The organism is Enterobacter sp. DVT3837 (assembly GCF_056238685.1).
Genome location: NZ_JBWDLA010000001.1, coordinates 643,847 through 665,673, shown reverse-complemented (window position 1 = coordinate 665,673; position 21,827 = coordinate 643,847). Strand labels below are relative to the sequence as shown.

The following is a 21,827-nucleotide window of genomic DNA, read 5'->3' as shown; positions in this document are numbered from 1 at the left end:
TTGCATATTACCGTAGGCCGGGTAAGGCGTAGCCGCCACCGGGCCTTTTTAGTTACTTACTTTCATCAGGCAGTGCATACGCGACAATATAGTCGCCCATCTTCGTGCCAAACGAACCGTGACCACCCGCAGAGATGACAACGTACTGCTTGCCATTCACTTCATAGGTCATCGGCGTTGCCTGCCCACCGGCTGGCAGACGGCCTTGCCACAGTTTCTCGCCGTTGGTCATGTTGTACGCGCGCAGGTAGTTATCTGCGGTCGCCGCGATGAACAGGACGTTACCGGCGGTGGAGATTGGGCCACCCAGCATCGGCATACCCATATTGAACGGCACCGGAACTGGCATCGGGAACGGCATGCTGTCCTGTGGCGTACCAATACGTTTTTTCCACACAATCTGGTTAGTTTTCAGGTCCAGACCGGAGATATAACCCCAGGCAGGCTGTTTACACGGCAGACCAAACGGAGACAGGAACGGGTTCAGCGTCACGCCAAACGGCACGCCATACTGCGGCTGAATGCCGGATTCGGTCCCTGTGCCTTTCGCGTCTTTCGGTGGCTCCATTGGGTTACCTGGGCCACGTGGGATCAGACGGGAAACGAACGGCAGCGCCATCGGGTTGGCAATCGCCACCTGACGGTTCGGGTCAACGGAGATCCCGCCCCATTCGAACATCCCCAGGTTACCCGGGAAGACCAGCGTGCCCTGCTCAGAAGGCGGGGTGAAGATACCTTCGTAGCGCAACTGGTGGAACATCACGCGGCACACCAGCTGGTCAAACATGGTGGCACCCCACATGTCTGCACCGCTCAGATCTTTCTTCGGACGGAAGCTCAGGTCAGAGAATGGCTGCGTCTTGCTGACGTAATCGCCTTTTGCCGCACCCTGCGGCACTGGTTTTTCTGGCGCAGGCACAACCAGTTTACCGTTGCTGCGATCCAGTACGAAGATGTTGCCGGTTTTCGCCGGAGCGTAAATCACCGGAACGGTTTTACCGTTAACGGTAATGTCCGCCAGTGTCGGCTGGGATGGCATGTCCATATCCCACAGATCGTGGTGAACGGTCTGGTAGCTCCAGGCCAGCTTACCGGTGGTCGCATTCAGCGCCACGATAGCGCTCGCGTAGCGTTCCTGCTCCGGCGTGCGGTTACCACCCCAGATATCGGGTGTGGTTACACCCATTGGCAGGTAGACCAGGTCCAGCTTCGCGTCATACGCCGCTGGCGCCCAGGAGTTTGGCGAGTTAAAGGTAAAGGTGTGTTCATCTGACGGGATCGCATTGGGATCTTTCGCGCCCGGGTCGAAGGCCCACAGCAGTTTACCGGTGTTCACGTCGAAACCACGGATGACGCCGGAGGTTTCACGCGTGGAGAAGTTATCCGTTACCGAACCAGCAATCACGATGGTTTTATCGGTGATGATCGGTGGAGAGGTTGGCTCATACAGACCCGGCGTGGTGTCCGGCATATTGGTCTGCAGATTAAGGATACCTTTGTTGGCAAAGGTTTCGCACAGCTTGCCCGTTTCGGCGTTGATGGCGAACAGGCGGCCATCGTTCACCGGCAGCATAATGCGGCGAGGACAGTCGGCAATGACTTCCGGGCTGGCATTATCGGCACGCGCTTCGTGGTAAGAGACGCCACGGCAGGTGACATGCTGGAACGACGGGTTGGAATTGAGCTGTGGGTCGAAGTGCCATTTCTCTTTACCCGTGGCCGCATCAAGCGCGAACAGACGCTGGTGCGCCGTACACAGATAAAGCATATCGCCCACTTTAATTGGCGTCACTTCGTTGGTCAGTTCGCCCGGATCGTTTGGCATCTTCAGATCGCCAGTACGGAATACCCAGGCTTCTTTCAGGTTTTTAACGTTATCCGCGTTGATCTGCTTCAGCGGGGAGTAGCGTTGACCTTCCTGATTACGACCATACGCAGGCCAGTCACCGTCCGCCACCTGCGAGATAGCCGCAGCAGGCGTGGATTCCGCGTTTAGCGTACCGTTGATCTCCTGCGGGTCGTTAAAACCGGCCCAGGTCAGGATGCCACCGCTGATTAACAGGGCTACCACCAGCGCTGCAACGGCACCACTGGAAGGCACAATCAGGCGACGCCAGACGAAGGGCAGGATCAGCCAGATACCAAAGAACACGAGGATGTCGCTACGTGGCGTCAGTGCCCAGAAGTCGAACCCGACTTCCCAGACGCCCCAGATCATGGTGGCGAGGAGTAATGCAGCATACAGCCACAGCGCGGATTGTTTTCTACGCAATAGCAGGATGGTTACACCAACCATAACCAAACCTGCAATTGGGTAGTACCAGGAGCCGCCAAGCGCGACCAGCCAGACGCCACCGATTAACAAATACAGCGCGCAGAAAGCTGCGAAGGCCGCTGTTAATGTCACCAGTAGACGCGGCTGTTGAGATTTTGTTTCAGCCATAGAAAAGTACTCGTCAGTTTTGTTAATTATTTGCTAGCAATTAATTATAGGCATTAACAAATGTGATCGGAATCACAATATTTGCTTTTTACAACTCATACGCCAGGGTTATCCATTTGCTGATATAATGGCTGGCTTGCGTATCGATGCCGGAGATTAATTCATCCGCATTGAGAGATTTTCATTAAAATCATATGGTTAGTAATATGAAACATACTGTTGAAGTGATGATCCCGGAAGCCGAGATCAAAGCGCGTATCGCCGAACTGGGTCGTCAAATCACCGAACATTACAAGGACAGCGGCAGCGAAATGGTGCTGGTCGGTCTGTTGCGTGGCTCTTTCATGTTCATGGCAGACCTGTGCCGTGAAGTGCATGTGCCACATGAGGTCGATTTTATGACCGCCTCCAGCTATGGCAGCGGCATGTCCACAACCCGTGATGTGAAAATCCTGAAAGATCTGGATGAAGATATTCGTGGCAAAGATGTGTTGATCGTTGAGGACATCATCGACTCCGGCAACACGCTGTCTAAAGTGCGCGAGATCCTGAGCCTGCGTGAACCGAAATCCCTGGCTATCTGCACATTGCTGGATAAGCCTGACCGCCGTGAAGTACAGGTTCCGGTGGAGTTCGTGGGTTTCTCGATTCCTGACGAATTCGTCGTCGGTTACGGCATTGACTACGCGCAGCGCTATCGTCATCTGCCGTATGTGGGGAAAGTGGTATTGCTGGACGAGTAATGGTGGGCTGATGCCCTCACCACGGCCCTCTCCCTGTGGGAGAGGGAGAAAATTCCCGGCTTTATTTATGGTTTACATGCTTAAGCTGAAGGTTGGCAATTCCCGAACGGTAACGCTGTTCCAGCGTTTCGCGGTTTGTTGCAGTCACTTCCAGATTGCGCAGCAGGCCATCGTGAATACCGTACGCCCAGCCGTGGACAGAGACCTTCTGCCCGCGCTTCCACGCCGATTGCATAATCGTTGAGTGGCCCAGGTTATAGACCTGCTCCATCACGTTGAGTTCGCAAAGGGTGTCCATGCGACGCTCTTGCGGCATTTCGCCGAGCAGTGAGCTATGTTTGAACCAGATATCGCGGATGTGCAGCAGCCAGTTATCAATGAGCCCCAGTTCCGTGTTTTCAACCGCCGCCTGTACGCCGCCGCAGCCATAGTGACCGCAAATAATGATGTGCTCGACTTCCAGAACGTCAACGGCATACTGAACCACAGAAAGACAGTTGAGGTCGGTATGGATCACCAGGTTGGCGACATTACGGTGAACAAACAGTTCACCGGGCTCGAGGCCGGTCAGGCGTTCGGCCGGGACGCGGCTGTCGGAACACCCAATCCACAGAAAGCGTGGGTTCTGGGCTTGCGCCAGTTTTCCAAAAAATCCGGGGTCTTCCTCCACCAGCATTTTTGACCATAGTGCATTGTTGCTGATGAGTGTATCTATGTTGTTCATGGAGGTTAGCGACCTGTAACCGAGTTATTGCGTTGCGCTACTATAGGGTAACCCGACTTTTAATGAAACCACACAACGTGTGTAAGAACTGAAGGTAAGTTAAATTCATGGCTATTGCACTGGAGCTTGAGCAGCTTAAAAAAACCTATCCAGGTGGCGTTCAGGCGCTACGCGGGATAGATCTAAAAGTAGAGGCCGGTGATTTTTACGCGCTTCTGGGACCGAACGGCGCGGGGAAATCCACCACGATCGGTATTATCAGCTCGCTGGTTAATAAAACGTCCGGTCGGGTCAGCGTCTTTGGTTATGACCTGCAAAAAGACGTGGTGAACGCCAAGCGCCAGCTGGGGCTGGTTCCGCAGGAGTTCAACTTTAACCCCTTTGAAACCGTACAACAGATTGTAGTGAACCAGGCAGGTTACTACGGCGTTGAGCGCAAAGAGGCGCTTGAGCGCAGCGAAAAGTATCTAAAACAGCTCGATTTGTGGGAAAAGCGTAACGAACGTGCGCGGATGTTATCCGGTGGGATGAAGCGCCGTTTGATGATTGCGCGTGCGCTGATGCATGAACCAAAACTGCTGATCCTCGATGAGCCCACCGCTGGTGTGGACATCGAACTTCGCCGCTCAATGTGGGGGTTCCTGAAAGATCTTAACGACAAAGGCACCACCATTATTCTGACAACCCATTACCTCGAAGAAGCCGAAATGCTCTGCCGCAACATCGGTATCATTCAGAATGGCGAGCTGGTGGAAAACACCTCGATGAAAGACCTGCTCTCCAAGCTGAAATCAGAAACCTTTATCCTCGACCTGGCGGCGAAAAGCCCGCTGCCAAAACTGGAAGGGTATCAGTATCGTCTGGTGGATACCTCGACGCTGGAAGTGGAAGTGCTGCGTGAGCAGGGGATTAACAGCGTGTTCTCTCAGCTAAGCGCACAGGGTGTTCAGGTCTTAAGTATGCGTAACAAAGCGAACCGACTGGAAGAGCTGTTTGTCTCTCTGGTGCAGGATAAACAAGGAGACAAGGCATGACGCATCTTTACTGGGTCGCGCTGAAAAGTATTTGGGCGAAAGAGATTAACCGCTTTATGCGCATCTGGGTGCAAACCCTGGTGCCGCCGGTGATCACCATGACGCTCTATTTCATCATCTTCGGCAACCTGATTGGCTCCCGGATTGGTGAGATGCACGGTTTTACCTATATGCAGTTTATCGTGCCGGGTCTGATCATGATGGCGGTGATCACCAACGCCTATGCCAACGTGGCGTCGTCATTCTTTAGCGCCAAGTTCCAGCGTAATATTGAAGAGCTGCTGGTCGCGCCTGTGCCAACGCACGTCATTATCGCCGGTTATGTCGGTGGTGGCGTGGCGCGTGGCCTCTGTGTGGGGATTCTGGTCACGGCGATCTCGCTGTTCTTTGTGCCGTTCCAGGTGCATTCCTGGCTGTTTGTCGCGCTGACGTTATTGCTGACGGCAATCCTCTTCTCGCTGGCTGGCCTGCTGAACGCAGTCTTCGCCAAAACATTCGACGACATCAGCCTGATCCCGACCTTTGTGCTGACGCCACTGACTTATCTGGGTGGGGTGTTCTACTCCCTCACGCTGCTGCCTCCGTTCTGGCAGGCACTGTCGCACCTGAACCCGATTGTGTACATGATCAGCGGCTTCCGCTTTGGCTTCCTTGGCATTACCGATGTGCCGCTGTTTACCACGGTGGCGGTGCTGGTGGTGTTTATCCTCTTCTTCTATCTGCTGTGCTGGTATCTGATCCAGCGCGGGCGCGGTCTGCGCAGCTAACCGTCTGCCCGGCGACATTCTGGTTGCCGGGTATTTTTCTTTGACAGTTATCACCGAAAGCGAACCTTCACTCCGCTAAACTACTTGCCTGCTAAGGAGAGGTTTATGCTGGGATGGGTGATTACCTGCCATGATGAGCAGGCGCAGAATATGCTGGATAAGCTTGAAGCCAGATTTGGCCCACTGGTGCAATGCCGGGCGGTAAATTACTGGCGTGGATTGAGCACCAACATGCTCAGCCGCATGATGTGCGATGCCCTGCATGAAACCGACACCGGTGATGGCGTGATTTTTTTGACCGATAAATCGGGCGCGGCGCCTTACCGCGCAGCCGCATTGCTGAGCCATAAGCATGATTGCTGTGAGGTGATCTCGGGCATCAGCCTTCCATTACTGAAAATGATGTATCCGCAGCGTGAAACGTTAACCAGTGCCGGATTCCGTGACGCTATTGTTGTGCAGGGCGCACCGGAAGTCAGCAGCTTGTGGCATCAGCAGCAAAAAAATCCTCCTTTCGTCCTGCTTCATGACCTGTATAAGAATTAAACGTTGGTATTGATGTCGCTTTTGCTACAATGGCATAAGTATTTCCGCTTCGAATAAGACCCTCATGTTCACGCGTATTGTTTTCCTGTTATTGATGTTCGTGTCTGGCATTTCTTCTGCCAGTTTACTCAGTCAGCAAAGCCTGCCTGCTCAATATATGCAAACCACCGAAGATGCGGCTATCTGGGCGCAGGTGGGGAACAGCGTCATTAATGTTGGCAATGTGCGCGCGGGGCAAATCCTGGCCGTCGTACCTGCGGCGGCGGATTACTACGAATTTCGCTTCGGTTTTGGCACGGGTTTTATCGACAAGGGGCACCTTGAACCGGTTCAGGGGAAACAGCGCGTTGAGGACAGCCTTGGCGATCTGAATAAACCGCTGAGCAATCAGAACCTCATTACCTGGAAAGACACGCCGATCTATAACGCACCCTCCAGCGGTAGCGCACCGTTCGGGACGTTAAGCGCCAATCTTCGCTACCCTATACTGAACAAGCTTAAGGACCGTCTGAACCAGACCTGGTTCCAGATCCGCATCGGCAACCGTCTGGCATGGGTCAGCAGCCTGGATGCGCAGGAAGACAACGGTATTCCTGTTATTACCTACCACCATATTTTGCGTGATGAAGAGAACACTCGTTTTCGTCATACCTCCACAACCACCAGCGTGCGGGCCTTTAACAACCAGATGACCTGGCTTCGCGACCAGGGCTACACCACCCTGACCATGTACCAGCTGGAAGGGTACGTGCGGAATAAGATGAACCTGCCTGCGAAGGCGGTAGTGATCACCTTCGATGACGGACTGAAGTCCGTGAATCGTTACGCTTACCCAATTCTGAAAGAGTATGGTTTTAAGGCGACGGCGTTTATTATTTCCTCACGCATCAAGCGGCATCCGCAAAAATGGGCACCAAAATTCCTGCAGTTTATGAGCGTGTCGGAGCTGGAGCAGATGCATGACGTGTTCGACTATCAGTCTCACACGCATTTTCTGCACCGCGTTGACGTCAACCATCAGCCCATTTTACTGAGCCGCAGCTACCACAATATTTTGTTTGATTTTAAGCGCTCACGACGGGACCTGGCGCAGTTTAACCCGCACGTGCTTTACCTCTCATATCCGTTTGGTGGCTACGACGAGAAAGCGATAAAAGCGGCGAACGATGCAGGGTTCCACCTGGCAGTGACGACGGTAAGGGGAAAGGTGAAACCGGGAGATAATCCGTTCTTACTGAAACGCCTGTACATCTTAAGAACGGATTCGCTGGAGACGATGTCGCGGCTGATCAGTAATCAGCCGCAGGGATAATGCACTTATTCGTAAGTAATACTGAAGGTGGCCGCCGTCTGGAAATCGCCCGAGTTTACCGCACTACCATCCGGTACAACTTGCGCGGAATAGTTGTAGCTGGTGTTAGCCCCCCAACTATCACGAATATCGCTAACGCTGACTGAACCATCAGGCATCATCTGCATGTTATGATCGGTATTCATGATCTTCACGGCGACGCCTGATGCACTACCGGCACTTTTAGCGAGTAGACCCGTAACCGAAGATGGATACCCGCTAATCATTTTGACGGTCAGTTTTGTCGCGTAACAACTCTGCGTACTAAAGCTAAAAGGCACCGCTTGTGTACTGTTTTTCTTAATATCACTGACAAAATAGTCGCCCAGGTTGACGTTGTTCGAACCATTCTGCAACTGTATTGAGCAGGTCAAGTCGGGAATGCGAAAGTTCAGCGTGCTGTCCGTCATCGCAAAAGTAATGACGGGTTGTCCTGAAGGTCCAATCCTGAACTGACCAATGGTTCCTGCTAAAGAGTGACCCGTTGAAATGCCTTTTTCAGGTTTAAAATCAGGGGTCCTGAAATAGTCTATACGTAATGACCAGTTAGAATCAGCTCCTTCCCAGGTAAATCCCCCCTGGGAAGGGAATACATTTTCGTTACCCCCTCCGGCAGGATATTTTAGCGCCAGGTTATCGTGACCCGAGCCACAGCCACTCGCAGTGTAGCATTGTAACGTCACATCATAGACAATGCCTGGTACGCTTGTTTTAAAAAGTGCCTGACCATTAGGCCCCGTATATTTTGTATCAAGCAGACTGCTGTCAGTGATCACATGGACAGAGTTATCCCAGGGGGATGCACTTTTACATCCAATAGGATTACTACCCCGGAAGGGAATAGTATAATCGTACGACCCGTTTGCATCTTCTACGAAGTCAATATGACCATCAATGATACCCATGTTTAGATTCGGTGTAACAGGATCGTTTGTAACCGTGTAGATACCTTCGGCACTGGAGTTAATATAACAACTCTGATCCGCCAGTGCCGGCTTTATTATAATCAGCGATAGTAACCCTACTAGCGAGAATATTATTTTCTTCATTACATTTCCTTGTAATTTATTCATACATGACGCTAACCAGAACATTGCTGGTAATTCTGCCAGCGGTAATCGCCCCTGTGTTCTGATAACGGGCATAGAAATCGTAATCCGTCAGATAAGCAAAGTTTTTTTGCTGCGAGGTGACATCGTAAACCACATCAGAACTGCCATCCTGTTTTAAAACATTCTGATGGAACGCGTCTGAAAAGATGACAAGACCGACATTTTTGGCTCCGTCACTTTCCTGCTCTTTATCATTAGCAAATACCTGTTTATTCCCCACAGCCAGAGAACCTGATTGCGGTGCAAAGCTAAAATGTAATTTGCTTGCTGCGCCACTGGCTTTATCATCACAATCAGTCACTTGTACAGAGAACCGCGTTCCGCCTGCATCCTGGGCTGCATTGTATTTATTACTGCCATCGGTATTGAAAAACCAGCTGCGGGCAACCACCGGCAACTGAACCTGGCCGCCGTTCGAGACGCTAATTTTACAGGTATTGGCAACAATATTGGCCCTGATATTAACGTCCATCCATGCCCCATCCGCATGGGATGAGGCAGGGATCAGCAAACCTGAAATAACGGCCAGCAGCAGCCTGTATTTTTTTATAAATAACGGTGTATTTCGCATCGTCAAGCTACCGCCTGTTCTTTATGACTTATTGATAGGTGACCAGAAACGTGACAGGCGAAGTAACCGACCCTGTAGTGACATCAGCAACGGTCTTACCGTCAGCGACCACAACGCGCGAACTCAAATTATAGGTCGCTGTGCCAGACGAAATAGTCACGGTTTCGGTTTGTGGTGATTTACAGCTCAGTTGTGTTCCTGTCGCTGAATCCCCATTCCACAGTTCAAATGCCGTATTGTTATTTGCACCAAAATTCAGGCTGGAGGCAGAGGAACAACTGCCACCTGCGCCAGTGGTTGCTCTGATGGCTGCTGAAGACACACCAGCACAACCGGTGAAGGCAATTTTGAATGCCTCTTCACGGGTTTTATTGGCCAGATCGGATTTGAAGACATCACCGAAATTTATTTGAGATACTGGTGAGCCAGAAGCATTCTGCACCTGAGCGCTACAGGTCCCCGCTTCAATGGTGGTGTTGAAGGTTGCTGAAACACTGCTCGTCCCGGTAATGGTCGCAGACGCGGTTGCGGATACTAATCCCAGAACAGAGAGGGCAAAGATCGTAGGTTTAAATTCCATTATAGTTTCTCCGTTTTCTGTCTGGTTATTCGTAATAGAAGTTAAAAGTAGCGACGGCTCTAAACGTACCTGTCGTTACACTGCCTGCCTGGGTTTCTACCAGTTTGGCGGTTAAAGGTACTTCTTTTGCCGTGATTTCACCCGGGGTCCAGACAATACGTTTGCTGTCATCTGTCGAGTTGATCTCAAAAGGCGTTGTCGGTGCTGAACTACGCGCAATAGACACCCCGACATAACTGGCTCCACCAGACGTCTCACTGTTAGCAATGGCCGTCTTCACTGTTGATGCTGAACCGCTTACGGTTGTTTTCAGTGAAGAGAGACTGGATGGACACTCTGTCAGCACCAGTTTGAAATCGGTTGTCGCTGTACCTGCCGCAATCGTGTCAATACGGGTTTTCCCGCTGGTTCCAAGCGTAATGGTGTTGTTTTTACCATCGCCTGTTCCGCCACTGATGGCCATATCACAGGTGGTTTCCCGGATGTTGGCCGTGAAGGTAACGTCGAGGTTATCCGCGGCCTGGGCATAACCGCTGGTGACGGACAAAAGCGTTGCTGCATAAATGCAGCGAACGAAATGATTCAAAGTGAACTTCATGAGTAAAAACTCCCTGTTATAAATGAATTACATCCGGCACAGTTGATGGGTTAGAAGAGTGGTCAAACCCGCCTTCTGTGCATTGGGTTGAATCTGATATTGAACGTTACAGGCGCTTTGTTGCCCGTTACCCCAGACAACCCTGAGCGTGCCTTTATCTTCAATACCGCGAACATAGGCTTGCCCGGCCTGACCCACACTGCCAACGATCTCGCCCTTCTCGTTCAGCACGTCGGCGCCGAGAGGGATGAAGCCGTTATCAGAACGCTGGAGCTCAAGTACTGCCGAACGACCTTCGTTGGTTTCGAAATTCACCAGCACCACCGCACCGCTACGCGGTACGGCAACCGTACTGGTATTTTTCACTTCAACGTCGGCACTCATGGTGCTGGTGTCGAGGCCGATACGGTTTTCGCGGTAGGCGGAAAGATAAGGCATGATGGCGTAGCCGGAATTGCCGATCTCACCGTCACCGTTATTCAGACGTGCCCCTTTTGCTCCACTGGCTTTAATCAGTGCCAGCGAGTCGGTATCACTGATGCTGCCTGGTGCCAGCGTTATCCCGCCGGAATGCAGCAGCATCCCGCCGCTATAACTGGCAGAATATTGTTGCTGGTTGTCATCGCTCGCTGAGGCAGAAAGGCTTAGCGGACCATAAGGGCTGTTATAGCTGCCATAGCCGCTGATCTGATTGAGCGTATTATCATCCGTTCGGTTATTACTGGTCGTCACGCTGTAGTTGAAACGGTTGTCCTCGGTATTGCCGTTCGCAGTGGTATTGAGGCTCGTGCTTCCGTTGAAATCAGAGTTCAGACCCACGTTAACGCTGTTGAAACCAGCAGGGTGTTTACCCGTACCAAACAACGCATCGAACGGCAGGCTGACGTTGAGGTAAACGCTGTCTTCCTGTTCACCAAATTCATCATAAGTACGCTGCAAGGAGACGCTGTAACTGCCATAGGTAAAGGCGTTGCTATAACCCACGGTATAGTTAGAGCTTGAACGGCTGCCATCCCAGTAATCCTGCCAGCTACCGTTGACGTACATCGAACCATAATCCACTTTGCCAGTGCGTAGCGGCTGGCTGATGTTGACCTGAATTTGGTTTTTCATACGCTGGAAGGTGCTATACACATCCTCGCTGTTACTGCCGGGTTTCAGTTCCTGATCGCGATACTTCACGCGATCGGCCAGTGAGGCCGCATCGTGCAAGCTGAGGTAGTCCTCTGTGGAGAAGCGGTAGGCTGCCACGTTTAATGACGTATCCGTTGCCGAGAGCATCTTACTGAAGGAGAGTCGATAACTCTGGCCTGTCAGCGTACGAAGCCCGTCGATATCTGCGCTGGAGTGGGTAACATCCAGTGCAAATGCACCGATCTCAGTGTTCATGGCAAGACCTGCGAGGCCCGCGTAAAAACCGGTGTCCATATATTGCAGGCCGGTATACCCGGTGAAGGTATTGTTCAGCCCGTAATAGAGGGTGGCATAAGCCACTTTTGGTGAGTCATGCAATGAATCGTCATGCAACTCGCCGGCACCAACATCCCAACGTGCGAAGCCCGGACGTAACATTTGAGTCACGGATGAATACGGGACCGAGAAAGAGCGCTTGCTGCCATCGGCTTCCTCGATAGTCACCAGCAAGTCGTTGCCGTAGCCTGTGGTGCTGAGATCGGAAATCTCAAATGCACCCGGTGGCACGGTTGTTTCATAAATCTTGTTCCCGCTTTGTGTTACAAAAACACGGGCGTTGCTGTTAGCAACACCGCGGATGACAGGCGCATAGCTGGAAAGCCCGTTCGGCAGCATACGATCGTCATTATAAAGACGTAAACCGCGCAGGCCGATCGAGTCAAATGCGTCACCACGCGTGTAAGAGTCGCCAATCAACATCTGAGCTTTAAGCGGCGTGATATCTCTCTGCAGATAAATATCCTGGTTTGAGTAATCACTGCCGTTTTTTTCATTCCAGTTCAGACTCCCGCGTGAACGGAAACGCCACGGGCCTAAATTGGCACCGTAACGTAAGCCTGCATAGGCGCTGTCACTGTTGCTGCCCGTACCTTCACTGTGCCAGGCGTTGAGGTCGTAGGACGCCATTGCGACAGGAATACCTTCTTCCCAGAGTGAAGGGTCGACATATCCCTGAGGAAGTTTAAGCACGTACAGCTGGGGAACAGTTAGATCCAGTTCTTGAGTTGACGAGTTAAAGTTGACCGTCGCACCAGGGAACGCTTTCGTGATATCAAAACACGTTGCCGCATCGCCCGAATCCGCTTTTTCGAGCGATTCAGTATTAATACCGACCTGTCTCAGCGTTGTTAATGTCATACACGGCGTAGCACGGGGTGTGCCGTTATCTTTAAACTCGACTTCGGTAGTTATTTTTGCTTTGCCATTAACATTTATTTTGGTCTGATATTTTCCCGGTAAAATAGGGTTGCCTTGCGAAAAACGACCCACGTCGATTTTATTACCCGTGTTAAATAAAAACTGGTCGTTAAACTCGACATCATCCGCTGCGGAATTGACAGTGGATTGAATATCATCCGCGATAGCATTCAGAGGTATTGCCGCACTAATAGAAAGGCACAGAAATGAACGTCGAAAAAACATTATTATCCCGATCCGTGTGTTGCCGATAACGTGTTCGGCATAGCCATGTAATATGATTATTATTAGTTAAGCGCTGCTTCTTGTTCTTGCATTCCACCAAAGTCATTAATAGATGCATAATTAACTTTGCCGTTGCTAATGCCAGTCAGCCCTTTCACTTTCATTGTTTCGCTGGAGAACGGTTTCACAGAACTACTCTCCACTTCATATTTTTTGCCATTAACGGTCAGAGAAGCAGAGGCAATGGAAACGTTGTATGCAGAATCATTCTTCGCAACCAGCACAACATCGTTAGCAACTTTTTTCTGCGACCAGATCAGGTGCTTTGCAGATTCATCGGGTGAACCTTTGAGTCCTGTTGGGCGGAAAAAGAGTTTGATACGCGTGCGGAAAGCCAGTTGCAGCATATTCTGATCGCCATTGTTTTTGGCTTTGGGGGGTACTTCCAGCACGTTAAACCAGAACAGTGATTCACGGTCTTTGGGTAATGACTGGCCGAGTGAGGTAATGCGGATAGACTGGCCTTTTTGCGCTTCTACGCGAGTTACCGGCGGTGTAATGACAAACGGTAATTTAAGCTCCTGAGGGTCGGTCGTGTCGCGGCCATCATCCAGCCATGACTGAACGAGTAAAGGGTGTGAGCCTCTGTTTTCCAGATTCACCACAACATCTTTTGCTTTTTCAGGATAAATAATACGGGTTCCGGAGATAACAATATCAGCGTGGGCATGACATGCCATTATGCTGGTCAGCACAAAAGAGAGTGCTTTCATTCCTTTGATCATTTTTGCATTAAGCTGTCGCATATCCACTCCAGGATAATTGAGATAAACAAGCGCCCACGGCTAAGCGGGCGCATTATTAAATAAATAATCGACGATTATTCGTAGCTCATGGTGAAGTAAGCGTTAGCAGAGACTTTACCCGCAGTGACTGGGTTAGTGTCTTTCACCCATGCAGAACCTGGAACGTAAGCCACACGGTAGTACAGTTTGCCGGAGCCATTGGTCACTGGTGCAACCTGCGTGTTATTGTCAGGCTGACCAACCATAATACGATCGGTATTGCTGGTGGAGTTGTTATACATCGCCAGGCTTACGTTGGTTGCTGAACCTGCAACGTTAGAGTCTGGATCAACGGTACCGTTAGCCACGGAACCCATGTTTTTAGACATGAAGTTTGCGGAAGCTTTAGATACAGTTCCTGGGCAGTTTGTCAGAAGCAGTTCGAAGTTTTTCGCGCCAACACCTTTATCGATAGTGGTGCTTTCAACGTCGGATTTTTTAACGACTGGCAGTGCGATAGTGATGTTGTTAGTACCTTCACCATTGTTGGTGGTAATAGTACAGGTGGTATCGGTAACTGCGCCGTCAAATGTGATCAGGCCAAGATCGGTAGCAGCGAAAGATGAAGAGGAACCCAGTGCCAGAACTACGGTAGCAGCTGCCATGCTAATTTTTTTCAGTGACATAACAATATCCATGTAAAAGATTAAAAAGCCAAACATTGTTTTTGGCGGACGGATAATAGAGTGCACACTAAAAAAAGTAATTTTAAATTTACTTAAAATGGGCTTTAGCTATTCTGTTTTTTCAAATAAACCAGTTGGTTAATAGTGATATTGTGAAAAGATTAAATAAAATCTTAAAAAAATGGAAAGGACTGGCGGAGTATTTCTTTTTGAAGAATAATATTTCTTGGTGATAATTATATCTGCCGGCCCGAATTATTTATCTGGCGATATAATTCGGGCCTTTTTATCAGGCAACCTGAACAGGAATTGCCTTTGCGGTGCGTTTCATGTCGTTGTCGCCTTCGAAGTAGGCCACTTTCGGCTGCCAGCGGCGCGCTTCTTCGTCGGACATCATGACGAAGCTGGCGATGATTACGATGTCACCCACGTCAGCGCAGTGTGCTGCCGCGCCGTTGACGGAGATAATTTTTGAGCCGCGCTCGGCGGCAATCGCGTAGGTAGAGAAGCGTTTGCCGTTGTTCACGTTCCAGATATCAATCGCTTCATTTTCAAGGATGCCAGCTGCGTCCAGAAAATCCTGGTCGATTGCGCAGGAGCCTTCATAGTGCAGGTCGGCCTGGGTGACTTTCACTCGGTGAAGCTTACCTTGCAGCATTTTGCGAATCATTACGTTTACCTTTAATCGTCCGGGTAGAGAAAACTACGCCAGCTCAACCACTTTATTGTCAATAAGGCGGGCCTGGCCGAGCCATGCCGCCACCAGGATCACCGCACGTTTGCTGGTCTCTGCAAGCTCCAGCAGCGTATCGGCATCGCGAATTTGAACGTCGTCAGCGCGGAAACCTTTTTCGTTCAGCGCTTGTTCGGCCAGGGCGATAATCTCTTCTGCACTTAATTCTTTAGCCAGAAGTTGCTCAGCCATGGTATTCATGACCTTGCTTAAGCCCGGCGCGATTTTGCGCTGATCGGCCGTCAGATAGCCGTTACGGGAGCTGAGCGCCAGCCCGTCTTTGGCACGCACAATCGGCACGCCGACGATCTCGATATCGTAACCCATATCGGCAACCATCTTGCGGATCAATGCCAGTTGCTGGAAATCCTTCTCGCCGAAGCAGGCAACGTCTGGCTGCACCAGATTGAACAGTTTGCTGACGATGGTGGACACACCGCGGAAATGACCCGGACGGCTCGCGCCTTCCAGCATGGTGGAAATGCCCGGAACGTCAACGTAAGTTGCTTCGTCGGTACCCTGAGGGTAGACATCGGCGGGAGCTGGGGAGAAAACAATATCCGCATGGCGTTTTTTGAGCTTCTCGCAATCTTCCTGCAGGGTGCGCGGGTAGCGTGCCAGGTCGTCGGCGCGGTCAAACTGCATTGGGTTAACGAAGATACTGACCACCACGATGTCTGCCCGGGCTCTCGCCTCATCGACCAGCTTCATATGGCCGTCATGCAGGTTGCCCATGGTCGGGACCAGTGCGATGCGTTTACCTTCCTGACGTGCACGACGGATGTGCTGGCGCAGCAGCGGCAGGGTTTCAATGATTAGCACAACGAGACTCCTTAATGGAAACTGTGTTCTTCGCCCGGGTAAACGCCGGACTCAACCTCGGCAATATACTGCCTGACCGCAGCGCGCATGTCGCCCGCTTCCGTGAGGAAATTTTTGGCAAATTTCGGGATATGTCCGCCAGTAATGCCAAAAGCGTCGTGCATCACCAGGATCTGGCCATCCGTCACGTTACCTGCGCCAATACCAATCACCGGAATCGACAGCGCGTCGGTGATGCGTTTTGCCAGCTCAACCGGAACGCACTCCAGCACCAGCAGTTGTGCGCCTGCGGCTTCCAGGGCGAGGGCATCATCGAACAGCGTTTGTGCGGCATCGCCACGGCCCTGCACTTTATAACCGCCAAAGATGTTCACGGATTGCGGCGTCAGGCCCAAATGACCGCACACCGGCACGGCGCGCTCGGTGAGCATTTTCACCGTATCAACGAGCCAGGCGCCACCTTCGATTTTGACCATGTTGGCCCCGGCACGCATCACGACTGCTGCATTTTCAAAGGCTTGCTCTGGCGTGGCGTAGGCCATAAACGGCAGGTCGGAAAGTAGCAGGCAGGCTGGCGCACCACGGCGCACGGCACGGGTATGGTAAGCAATATCCTCAACCGTAACCGGCAGGGTGGAATCATGTCCTTGTACCGTCATCCCTAACGAATCTCCGACCAACATGACGTTGATACCCTCTTCGGCAAAGAGTTTGGCGAAGCTGTAGTCATACGCGGTGATGGTGGCGAAGCGTTTTTTTTCCTGTTTGCATTTCTGCAGTAAGGAGATGGTGGTTGGTTTCATACTGTTTCCTGATAGCCCAAAAGCGAATCTTTGCGCATTTTAACAGTAACATTCGGGGGAACAATGATTTTAGCTAACCGATTAACGGCAAATATTTCAGGGTTAATCGGTAAGATGCAGGATTACCAGCGAGCGGGTCTTTCCGCCTTGAGAGTGTCCAGAATAGCCTTCAGCGAGATACCATCCGGAAAGGTGAGATCGGGGGCGACTTCAAACAGCGGCCAGAGCATAAAACCCCGGTTTTTCATGTCGTAGTGCGGAACGGTGAGGCGGTCGGTGTTTATGACCTCATGACCAAACAACATAATATCGAGATCGAGAGTGCGTGGCCCCCAGCGTTCGGCTTTGCGTACGCGACCCTGTTGCAGTTCGATGCGCTGAGTATTATCCAGCAGCGTTTCGGCATCCAGAGTGGTCTCCAGCACAACGGCGGCATTGAGATAATCTGGCTGATCCTGCGGGCCCAACGGTGGGGTACGGTAAAACGAAGAGACGGCCACGATCCGGCTTTGCGGAATTTCGCCCAACGCCTGTACGGCAGCGTTAACCTGCTCCAGCGGAGAGGCTAAATTGCTGCCGATGGCGATATACGCGAGGGTCATGAAGCACCTTCACGACGCGGCGCACGTTTGCGCGGACGACGATGACGGCGACGTGGTTCCGGCTCTTCATCCAGCCCGGTGAGCATATCTTTCTGTTCAGGCGGGGCGGAAACCTGGAACTCGGCCCACCACTGCGCCAGACGCTGTAGCTCCTGATTCCTTTCAATTTCAGCCCGCAGTGACAGCAGATCGAATGCCGCGCGGAACTTAGGATGTTCCATCAACTTCCAGGCACGTTTGCCCTGACGACGGGACATACGCAACTGAAGCTGCCAGATATCACGCACCAGCGTGGTAATACGTTTCGGGATCGCCAGCGTACGGCACCCTTCGTCCAGCACGTCGTTCGCGGCCAGTGCGAAGGCATCGTAATAGGCGAGACCGCTCTCCTGAGTGATTCTTTGAGCCGTTTCCAGCAGTGGATACCAGAACATCGCCGCAAACAGAAACGCCGGATTCACGCGCATATCGTTGCGAATACGGGTATCGGTATTTTTCAGCACCTGCGCAATCATGCGCTCCATCGGGCTGTCACCGCTTTCGGTGAAGTAGCGGGTAATGGTCGGGAACAGCGGCTGGAACAGGTTGTATTCGCGCAGCAGATTATAAGTTTCAAAGCCGTGGCCGGCCTGCAGCAGTTTCAGGGCTTCCTCAAACAGACGGGCAGGGGGCACGTCGTTGATCAGCGTCGCCAGACGGGGAATAGGCTCTGCCGTTTCCGGGCTGATGCGCATATTCAGCTTGGCGGCGAAACGCACGGCGCGCAGCATACGCACGGGATCTTCACGATAGCGCGTTTCCGGCGTGCCAATCAGACGAATCAGACCTTCTTTCAGGTCCTGCATACCGCCGACGTAATCACGCACGGTGAAATCCGCCACGCTGTAGTAAAGGCTATTGATCGTGAAGTCACGACGCTGGGCATCTTCCTCGATAGAACCGAAGATATTATCGCGCAGCAGCATACCGTTCTGGCCGCGCTGCGACGTGGTGCGATCCGATGCGCCCGCTTCATGGTGGCCGCGGAAGGTCGCCACTTCGATGATCTCCGGTCCAAACATCACGTGAGCCAGACGGAAACGGCGGCCAACAAGACGGCAGTTACGGAATAATTTACGCACCTGCTCAGGCGTGGCGCTGGTCGTCACGTCGAAATCTTTTGGCTTTTTGCCCAGCAGTAAATCACGCACTCCACCGCCCACGAGATAGGCCTCGTAGCCCGCTTTATTCAGACGATAGAGCACCTTGAGGGCATTTTCACTGATATCTTTGCGGGAAATATTGTGCTGCTCACGCGGAATAACCGACATGTGTGGCTGTGCAATGGCATCATTCGCCATGCTCTCTTCGCGGCTTAGCACTTTACGGCAAAAATTAGCGACTCGGGTAAAAATGGTACACCTCGTAGTGTGTTTTGTTATGAAAAAAGCGGCTAATCATAGCTCAGCGCAACGCATTTGAGAATGCTGGATTTTTTGCACCGCCGTGAGCGTCCAGTGGGCGATCGCCATTTTCAGCAGTTCGTCAATACGCAGATCCTGCCATTCGTTGGTTACATTCTGGTTGAGAAATCGCAGCGCGTCGATCAAAACCGGGCGTGGATCGCCGTGTGGCAGGGCTGGCGCATGGTTTTGCTTCGACAGCTTACAGCCATGTTCATTGACTGCCAGCGGCAGATGAATGTAATCCGGCGCTTTCCAGCCAAACTGGTGATAGAGCGATATTTGCCGCACGGTAGGTTCAACAAGATCTGCGCCACGAACGATTTCCGTGACGCCCTGGAAATGGTCATCCACGACAACGGCCAGGTTGTAGGCGAACAGACCGTCACGGCGGTGGATAATAAAATCTTCACATGCCAGACGTTCATCGGCATGGATCTTGCCGGAAAGTAAATCGTTAAAGTGCGTCACCGGGGAGCGCTGCTTGATGCGCACGGCGGCATTTTCCGGGGGAAGATTAAGCGTACGACAATGACCGTCATAAACCCCTCCCACGCTCTGGATGCGTGCGCGGGTACAGGTGCAGTTATAGGAAAGCCCCTGAGCGCGAAGCCAGGCCAGACGTTCCCGATACGCGTCGTGACGTTTTGATTGCCAGAGAACGTCGTCGTCCCAGTGAAGACCGTAATGTTCCAGCTGACGCAGAATGGTGTCTGCTGCACCGGGAACTTCACGCGGAGGGTCAATATCTTCAATGCGAACAAGCCATTTGCCCTGGCTGGCACGAGCCTGCAGGTAGCTGCCGAGCGCGGCAATTAATGAGCCGAAGTGTAATTCACCGGAAGGAGATGGCGCGAAGCGCCCAATATAGTGTGATTCAGACATATCAACAGTAACAAGGCGGGAGTGACTCCCGCCTTTGGAGTGTATAAACAGCGCTGGTATTAACCGGCCATCTGTTTTTCGCGGATTTCAGCCAGTGTTTTACAGTCGATGCACAGGTCGGCGGTTGGACGCGCTTCCAGGCGACGAATACCGATTTCAACACCACAGGATTCGCAGTAGCCAAAATCTTCGTCTTCGACTTTTTTCAGCGTTTTCTCGATCTTTTTGATCAGTTTGCGTTCGCGGTCACGGTTACGCAGTTCGAGACTGAACTCTTCTTCCTGAGCGGCACGGTCGACCGGATCCGGGAAGTTAGCAGCTTCATCCTGCATATGAGTAACGGTGCGATCGACTTCATCCCTGAGTTGATTACGCCATGCTTCAAGAATACGCTTGAAGTGCGACAGCTGGGCTTCGTTCATATACTCTTCGCCCGGTTTCTCTTGATACGGCTCCACCCCAGCGATGGCGAGAATACTCAGGGACGATGTTTTACGGTTTTGCCCTTCTTGCATGTTGCTTCTCCTTAACACGCACTATCGATCCCCGTGTCGGGGGAAAAATCAGGTCGCTATAAATAGCAGATGCTTTTCCGGATGGCAATTATCTAAACGTAACACTTGACAAGCCTGTGAGGAAAAGCGTATTTGCGCACGCGGCCAGAACACTTAATCATCAATCGTCTAATCCCTTATAAGACAATGGGAAGAGAGGATCTCAGAGTCATATTATCGGCAGAAAGTTCCGCTTTATAAGCCAAAACCTCTACCCCCTGCTTTTGTGCCTCATTCAACAATTGCGCGTATTTAGGATCAATATGGCGGGCAGGAGAGAATCGTTCAATGGCTGAATGCAACACCGCAAACAGCAATACGGCGCGTTTGCCCGCCGCCGCAACACACATTAGCTCTCGCAGATGCTTCTGCCCGCGTAGCGTTACCGCATCCGGGAAGTAGCCATTTTCCTGTTCCGCTAACGTCACTGATTTTACTTCAATATAGCACTCAGGCCTGTCTTGCGCCTGTAACATGAAGTCAATTCTGCTGCCTTCATCGCCATATTTCACTTCGCTTTTATGCGTGTCATAACCCACCAGTTCGGGAAGGGCATTATTCATTAGCGCTTCTTTAACCAGCTGATTGGCGCGCAGGGTGTTAACACAAATAAATGCCCCGCTTTGTGTTTCGGTCATTTCCCAGGTATGGGCATATTTGCGTTTCATATTCTCTGATGTGGAATACCAGACCCGGTCACCCGGTGTCGCACACCCCGTCATAGCACCGGTATTGGGGCAGTGCAGGGTGAGCTGTGTTCCTTCAGGCGTGACTACGTCTGCGAGGAAGCGTTTGTAGCGTTGAATCAGCGTGGCGTGCTGCAGGGGAGGGCTAAACTTCATCAGGCGTCCTTAACGGTATTGCCCAGCGTCCAGCGCTGTAGCGGCGTGTAGCGGGTGCGTCCTTGTGCAAAGACGGATTCATAAAGTGCGAATTCATTAACCGGAAAGGCCCAGTGAAAACCTGGTGGTGGGATGGCAACGGCCTGACCTGCATCGCGCAGCAACGTGATATGCGGATGAAACGGTTGCGGGCTCTGGTAACAGCCGCTGCGTGCCGCCTGGGCGCGCAGCATATTCGCAAGCTGTAATATCCCACGAGGCGGCTGGCGTGTACCCAGCCAGACCACCCGCGAGCGCAACCACTGCCCGGCATCATCAAGGTGTAGCGTAAATCCCGGTTGAGAGATCCGTCCGGCCATTGATGCCAGGGCCTGCTGTTTATCGGCGCTCACATTACCCAGAAAGGCCAGCGTGAGGTGCAGGTTAGCCGCGGCAACAGGGCGACCCGCTTCCGGCGGGAAGTGCTCAGCGCGCCAGCGAACAATTTGCCGCTGTATTGGGGCGGGTAATTCAATAGCAAAAAACAGCCGTTTCGACTCAGACATACGGGGGACTCGGTAATGATATGCGCCGATGCTACAATGTACG

23 protein-coding genes are annotated in these 21,827 nt (G+C 51.9%); 5 read left to right on the top strand and 18 right to left on the bottom strand.

What is annotated here, in order from left to right; all coding sequences use genetic code 11:
• Positions 1-52 precede the first annotated feature (52 nt).
• The gene (locus AC0XWG_RS03290) at positions 53-2,443 is read right to left on the bottom strand and encodes a glucose/quinate/shikimate family membrane-bound PQQ-dependent dehydrogenase (protein WP_108089580.1); all 2,391 of its coding nucleotides are present in this window, start codon (positions 2,441-2,443) and stop codon (positions 53-55) included.
• Positions 2,444-2,649: 206 nt separating this feature from the next.
• On the opposite strand from AC0XWG_RS03290, the gene hpt reads away from it, so the two are divergent.
• The gene (gene hpt / locus AC0XWG_RS03285; RefSeq protein ID WP_008501948.1) at positions 2,650-3,186 is read left to right on the top strand and encodes a hypoxanthine phosphoribosyltransferase; all 537 of its coding nucleotides are present in this window, start codon (positions 2,650-2,652) and stop codon (positions 3,184-3,186) included.
• Between the two features lie 61 nt (positions 3,187-3,247).
• Here the strand turns inward: hpt and can are convergent, their stop codons facing one another.
• Positions 3,248-3,910, bottom strand: a complete 663-nt coding sequence (gene can, locus AC0XWG_RS03280) for a carbonate dehydratase (protein ID WP_028016716.1) — start codon at positions 3,908-3,910, stop codon at positions 3,248-3,250.
• 107 nt (positions 3,911-4,017) lie between these two features.
• Between can and AC0XWG_RS03275 the strand changes: the two genes are divergently transcribed.
• The 4 genes from AC0XWG_RS03275 to AC0XWG_RS03260 all read left to right on the top strand — a co-directional run bounded on the left by AC0XWG_RS03275 (position 4,018) and on the right by AC0XWG_RS03260 (position 7,569).
• Positions 4,018-4,944 carry an ABC transporter ATP-binding protein gene (locus AC0XWG_RS03275; RefSeq protein ID WP_028016717.1) on the top strand — a complete coding sequence of 309 codons (927 nt, stop codon included), beginning with the start codon at positions 4,018-4,020 and terminating at the stop codon, positions 4,942-4,944.
• Positions 4,941-5,711: an ABC transporter permease gene (locus AC0XWG_RS03270; protein WP_028016718.1), complete on the top strand. Its 771-nt coding sequence runs from the start codon at positions 4,941-4,943 to the stop codon at positions 5,709-5,711. Before AC0XWG_RS03275 ends, AC0XWG_RS03270 begins: the two co-directional genes overlap by 4 nt.
• 105 nt (positions 5,712-5,816) lie before the next feature.
• On the top strand, positions 5,817-6,257 hold the full coding sequence (locus AC0XWG_RS03265) for a PTS sugar transporter subunit IIA (RefSeq protein WP_336214258.1): 441 nt from the start codon (positions 5,817-5,819) through the stop codon (positions 6,255-6,257).
• Between the two features lie 64 nt (positions 6,258-6,321).
• Complete coding sequence (locus AC0XWG_RS03260) at positions 6,322-7,569, top strand: polysaccharide deacetylase family protein (protein WP_108089582.1); 1,248 nt, start codon at positions 6,322-6,324, stop codon at positions 7,567-7,569.
• Between the two features lie 5 nt (positions 7,570-7,574).
• Here the strand turns inward: AC0XWG_RS03260 and AC0XWG_RS03255 are convergent, their stop codons facing one another.
• The 16 genes from AC0XWG_RS03255 to thpR form a co-directional block, all read right to left on the bottom strand.
• Positions 7,575-8,657 (bottom strand): fimbrial protein, encoded by a 1,083-nt coding sequence (locus AC0XWG_RS03255; RefSeq protein ID WP_475680375.1) that lies wholly within the window; start codon positions 8,655-8,657, stop codon positions 7,575-7,577.
• A 16-nt stretch (positions 8,658-8,673) separates the two neighbouring features.
• Positions 8,674-9,291, bottom strand: coding sequence for a fimbrial-like protein (locus tag AC0XWG_RS03250; protein WP_475680374.1), 618 nt, complete (start codon positions 9,289-9,291; stop codon positions 8,674-8,676).
• Between the two features lie 28 nt (positions 9,292-9,319).
• The gene (locus AC0XWG_RS03245; RefSeq protein ID WP_407220186.1) at positions 9,320-9,871 is read right to left on the bottom strand and encodes a fimbrial protein; all 552 of its coding nucleotides are present in this window, start codon (positions 9,869-9,871) and stop codon (positions 9,320-9,322) included.
• 25 nt (positions 9,872-9,896) lie between these two features.
• Positions 9,897-10,469, bottom strand: coding sequence for a fimbrial protein (locus AC0XWG_RS03240; RefSeq protein ID WP_475680373.1), 573 nt, complete (start codon positions 10,467-10,469; stop codon positions 9,897-9,899).
• A gap of 27 nt (positions 10,470-10,496) precedes the next feature.
• The gene (locus AC0XWG_RS03235) at positions 10,497-13,085 is read right to left on the bottom strand and encodes an outer membrane usher protein (protein WP_475680372.1); all 2,589 of its coding nucleotides are present in this window, start codon (positions 13,083-13,085) and stop codon (positions 10,497-10,499) included.
• Between the two features lie 62 nt (positions 13,086-13,147).
• Positions 13,148-13,891, bottom strand: a complete 744-nt coding sequence (locus AC0XWG_RS03230; protein WP_080282792.1) for a fimbrial chaperone — start codon at positions 13,889-13,891, stop codon at positions 13,148-13,150.
• Between the two features lie 74 nt (positions 13,892-13,965).
• The gene (locus AC0XWG_RS03225; RefSeq protein ID WP_050482924.1) at positions 13,966-14,556 is read right to left on the bottom strand and encodes a fimbrial protein; all 591 of its coding nucleotides are present in this window, start codon (positions 14,554-14,556) and stop codon (positions 13,966-13,968) included.
• A gap of 289 nt (positions 14,557-14,845) precedes the next feature.
• The gene (gene panD / locus AC0XWG_RS03220) at positions 14,846-15,226 is read right to left on the bottom strand and encodes an aspartate 1-decarboxylase (protein WP_006810068.1); all 381 of its coding nucleotides are present in this window, start codon (positions 15,224-15,226) and stop codon (positions 14,846-14,848) included.
• Between the two features lie 33 nt (positions 15,227-15,259).
• Positions 15,260-16,111, bottom strand: coding sequence for a pantoate--beta-alanine ligase (gene panC / locus AC0XWG_RS03215; RefSeq protein ID WP_028018323.1), 852 nt, complete (start codon positions 16,109-16,111; stop codon positions 15,260-15,262).
• An 11-nt stretch (positions 16,112-16,122) separates the two neighbouring features.
• Complete coding sequence (gene panB, locus AC0XWG_RS03210) at positions 16,123-16,914, bottom strand: 3-methyl-2-oxobutanoate hydroxymethyltransferase (RefSeq protein WP_049005295.1); 792 nt, start codon at positions 16,912-16,914, stop codon at positions 16,123-16,125.
• A gap of 122 nt (positions 16,915-17,036) precedes the next feature.
• A complete protein-coding gene (gene folK / locus AC0XWG_RS03205; RefSeq protein WP_128348538.1) occupies positions 17,037-17,516 on the bottom strand; it encodes a 2-amino-4-hydroxy-6-hydroxymethyldihydropteridine diphosphokinase in 480 nt (159 codons plus the stop codon).
• Positions 17,513-18,910, bottom strand: a complete 1,398-nt coding sequence (gene pcnB / locus AC0XWG_RS03200; RefSeq protein WP_028018320.1) for a polynucleotide adenylyltransferase PcnB — start codon at positions 18,908-18,910, stop codon at positions 17,513-17,515. The genes folK and pcnB overlap by 4 nt, the downstream gene beginning before the upstream one ends.
• Positions 18,911-18,952: 42 nt before the next feature.
• Positions 18,953-19,843, bottom strand: coding sequence for a tRNA glutamyl-Q(34) synthetase GluQRS (gene gluQRS / locus AC0XWG_RS03195; protein WP_028018319.1), 891 nt, complete (start codon positions 19,841-19,843; stop codon positions 18,953-18,955).
• Positions 19,844-19,902: 59 nt separating this feature from the next.
• The gene (dksA, locus tag AC0XWG_RS03190; protein WP_001155232.1) at positions 19,903-20,358 is read right to left on the bottom strand and encodes an RNA polymerase-binding protein DksA; all 456 of its coding nucleotides are present in this window, start codon (positions 20,356-20,358) and stop codon (positions 19,903-19,905) included.
• 176 nt (positions 20,359-20,534) lie between these two features.
• On the bottom strand, positions 20,535-21,239 hold the full coding sequence (gene sfsA, locus AC0XWG_RS03185) for a DNA/RNA nuclease SfsA (protein WP_129323910.1): 705 nt from the start codon (positions 21,237-21,239) through the stop codon (positions 20,535-20,537).
• Positions 21,239-21,784 carry an RNA 2',3'-cyclic phosphodiesterase gene (gene thpR / locus AC0XWG_RS03180; RefSeq protein WP_128348536.1) on the bottom strand — a complete coding sequence of 182 codons (546 nt, stop codon included), beginning with the start codon at positions 21,782-21,784 and terminating at the stop codon, positions 21,239-21,241. The genes sfsA and thpR overlap by 1 nt, the downstream gene beginning before the upstream one ends.
• Between the last annotated feature and the right edge of the window lie 43 nt (positions 21,785-21,827).

Coding starts and splice junctions, on each gene's coding strand:
- AC0XWG_RS03290 (WP_108089580.1), bottom strand. CDS start 2,443: ATGGCTGAAACAAAATCTCAACAGCCGCGTCTACTGGTGACATTAACA.
- hpt (WP_008501948.1), top strand. CDS start 2,650: ATGAAACATACTGTTGAAGTGATGATCCCGGAAGCCGAGATCAAAGCG.
- can (WP_028016716.1), bottom strand. CDS start 3,910: ATGAACAACATAGATACACTCATCAGCAACAATGCACTATGGTCAAAA.
- AC0XWG_RS03275 (WP_028016717.1), top strand. CDS start 4,018: ATGGCTATTGCACTGGAGCTTGAGCAGCTTAAAAAAACCTATCCAGGT.
- AC0XWG_RS03270 (WP_028016718.1), top strand. CDS start 4,941: ATGACGCATCTTTACTGGGTCGCGCTGAAAAGTATTTGGGCGAAAGAG.
- AC0XWG_RS03265 (WP_336214258.1), top strand. CDS start 5,817: ATGCTGGGATGGGTGATTACCTGCCATGATGAGCAGGCGCAGAATATG.
- AC0XWG_RS03260 (WP_108089582.1), top strand. CDS start 6,322: ATGTTCACGCGTATTGTTTTCCTGTTATTGATGTTCGTGTCTGGCATT.
- AC0XWG_RS03255 (WP_475680375.1), bottom strand. CDS start 8,657: ATGAAGAAAATAATATTCTCGCTAGTAGGGTTACTATCGCTGATTATA.
- AC0XWG_RS03250 (WP_475680374.1), bottom strand. CDS start 9,291: ATGCGAAATACACCGTTATTTATAAAAAAATACAGGCTGCTGCTGGCC.
- AC0XWG_RS03245 (WP_407220186.1), bottom strand. CDS start 9,871: ATGGAATTTAAACCTACGATCTTTGCCCTCTCTGTTCTGGGATTAGTA.
- AC0XWG_RS03240 (WP_475680373.1), bottom strand. CDS start 10,469: ATGAAGTTCACTTTGAATCATTTCGTTCGCTGCATTTATGCAGCAACG.
- AC0XWG_RS03235 (WP_475680372.1), bottom strand. CDS start 13,085: ATGTTTTTTCGACGTTCATTTCTGTGCCTTTCTATTAGTGCGGCAATA.
- AC0XWG_RS03230 (WP_080282792.1), bottom strand. CDS start 13,891: ATGCGACAGCTTAATGCAAAAATGATCAAAGGAATGAAAGCACTCTCT.
- AC0XWG_RS03225 (WP_050482924.1), bottom strand. CDS start 14,556: ATGTCACTGAAAAAAATTAGCATGGCAGCTGCTACCGTAGTTCTGGCA.
- panD (WP_006810068.1), bottom strand. CDS start 15,226: ATGATTCGCAAAATGCTGCAAGGTAAGCTTCACCGAGTGAAAGTCACC.
- panB (WP_049005295.1), bottom strand. CDS start 16,914: ATGAAACCAACCACCATCTCCTTACTGCAGAAATGCAAACAGGAAAAA.
- folK (WP_128348538.1), bottom strand. CDS start 17,516: ATGACCCTCGCGTATATCGCCATCGGCAGCAATTTAGCCTCTCCGCTG.
- gluQRS (WP_028018319.1), bottom strand. CDS start 19,843: ATGTCTGAATCACACTATATTGGGCGCTTCGCGCCATCTCCTTCCGGT.
- dksA (WP_001155232.1), bottom strand. CDS start 20,358: ATGCAAGAAGGGCAAAACCGTAAAACATCGTCCCTGAGTATTCTCGCC.
- sfsA (WP_129323910.1), bottom strand. CDS start 21,239: ATGAAGTTTAGCCCTCCCCTGCAGCACGCCACGCTGATTCAACGCTAC.
- thpR (WP_128348536.1), bottom strand. CDS start 21,784: ATGTCTGAGTCGAAACGGCTGTTTTTTGCTATTGAATTACCCGCCCCA.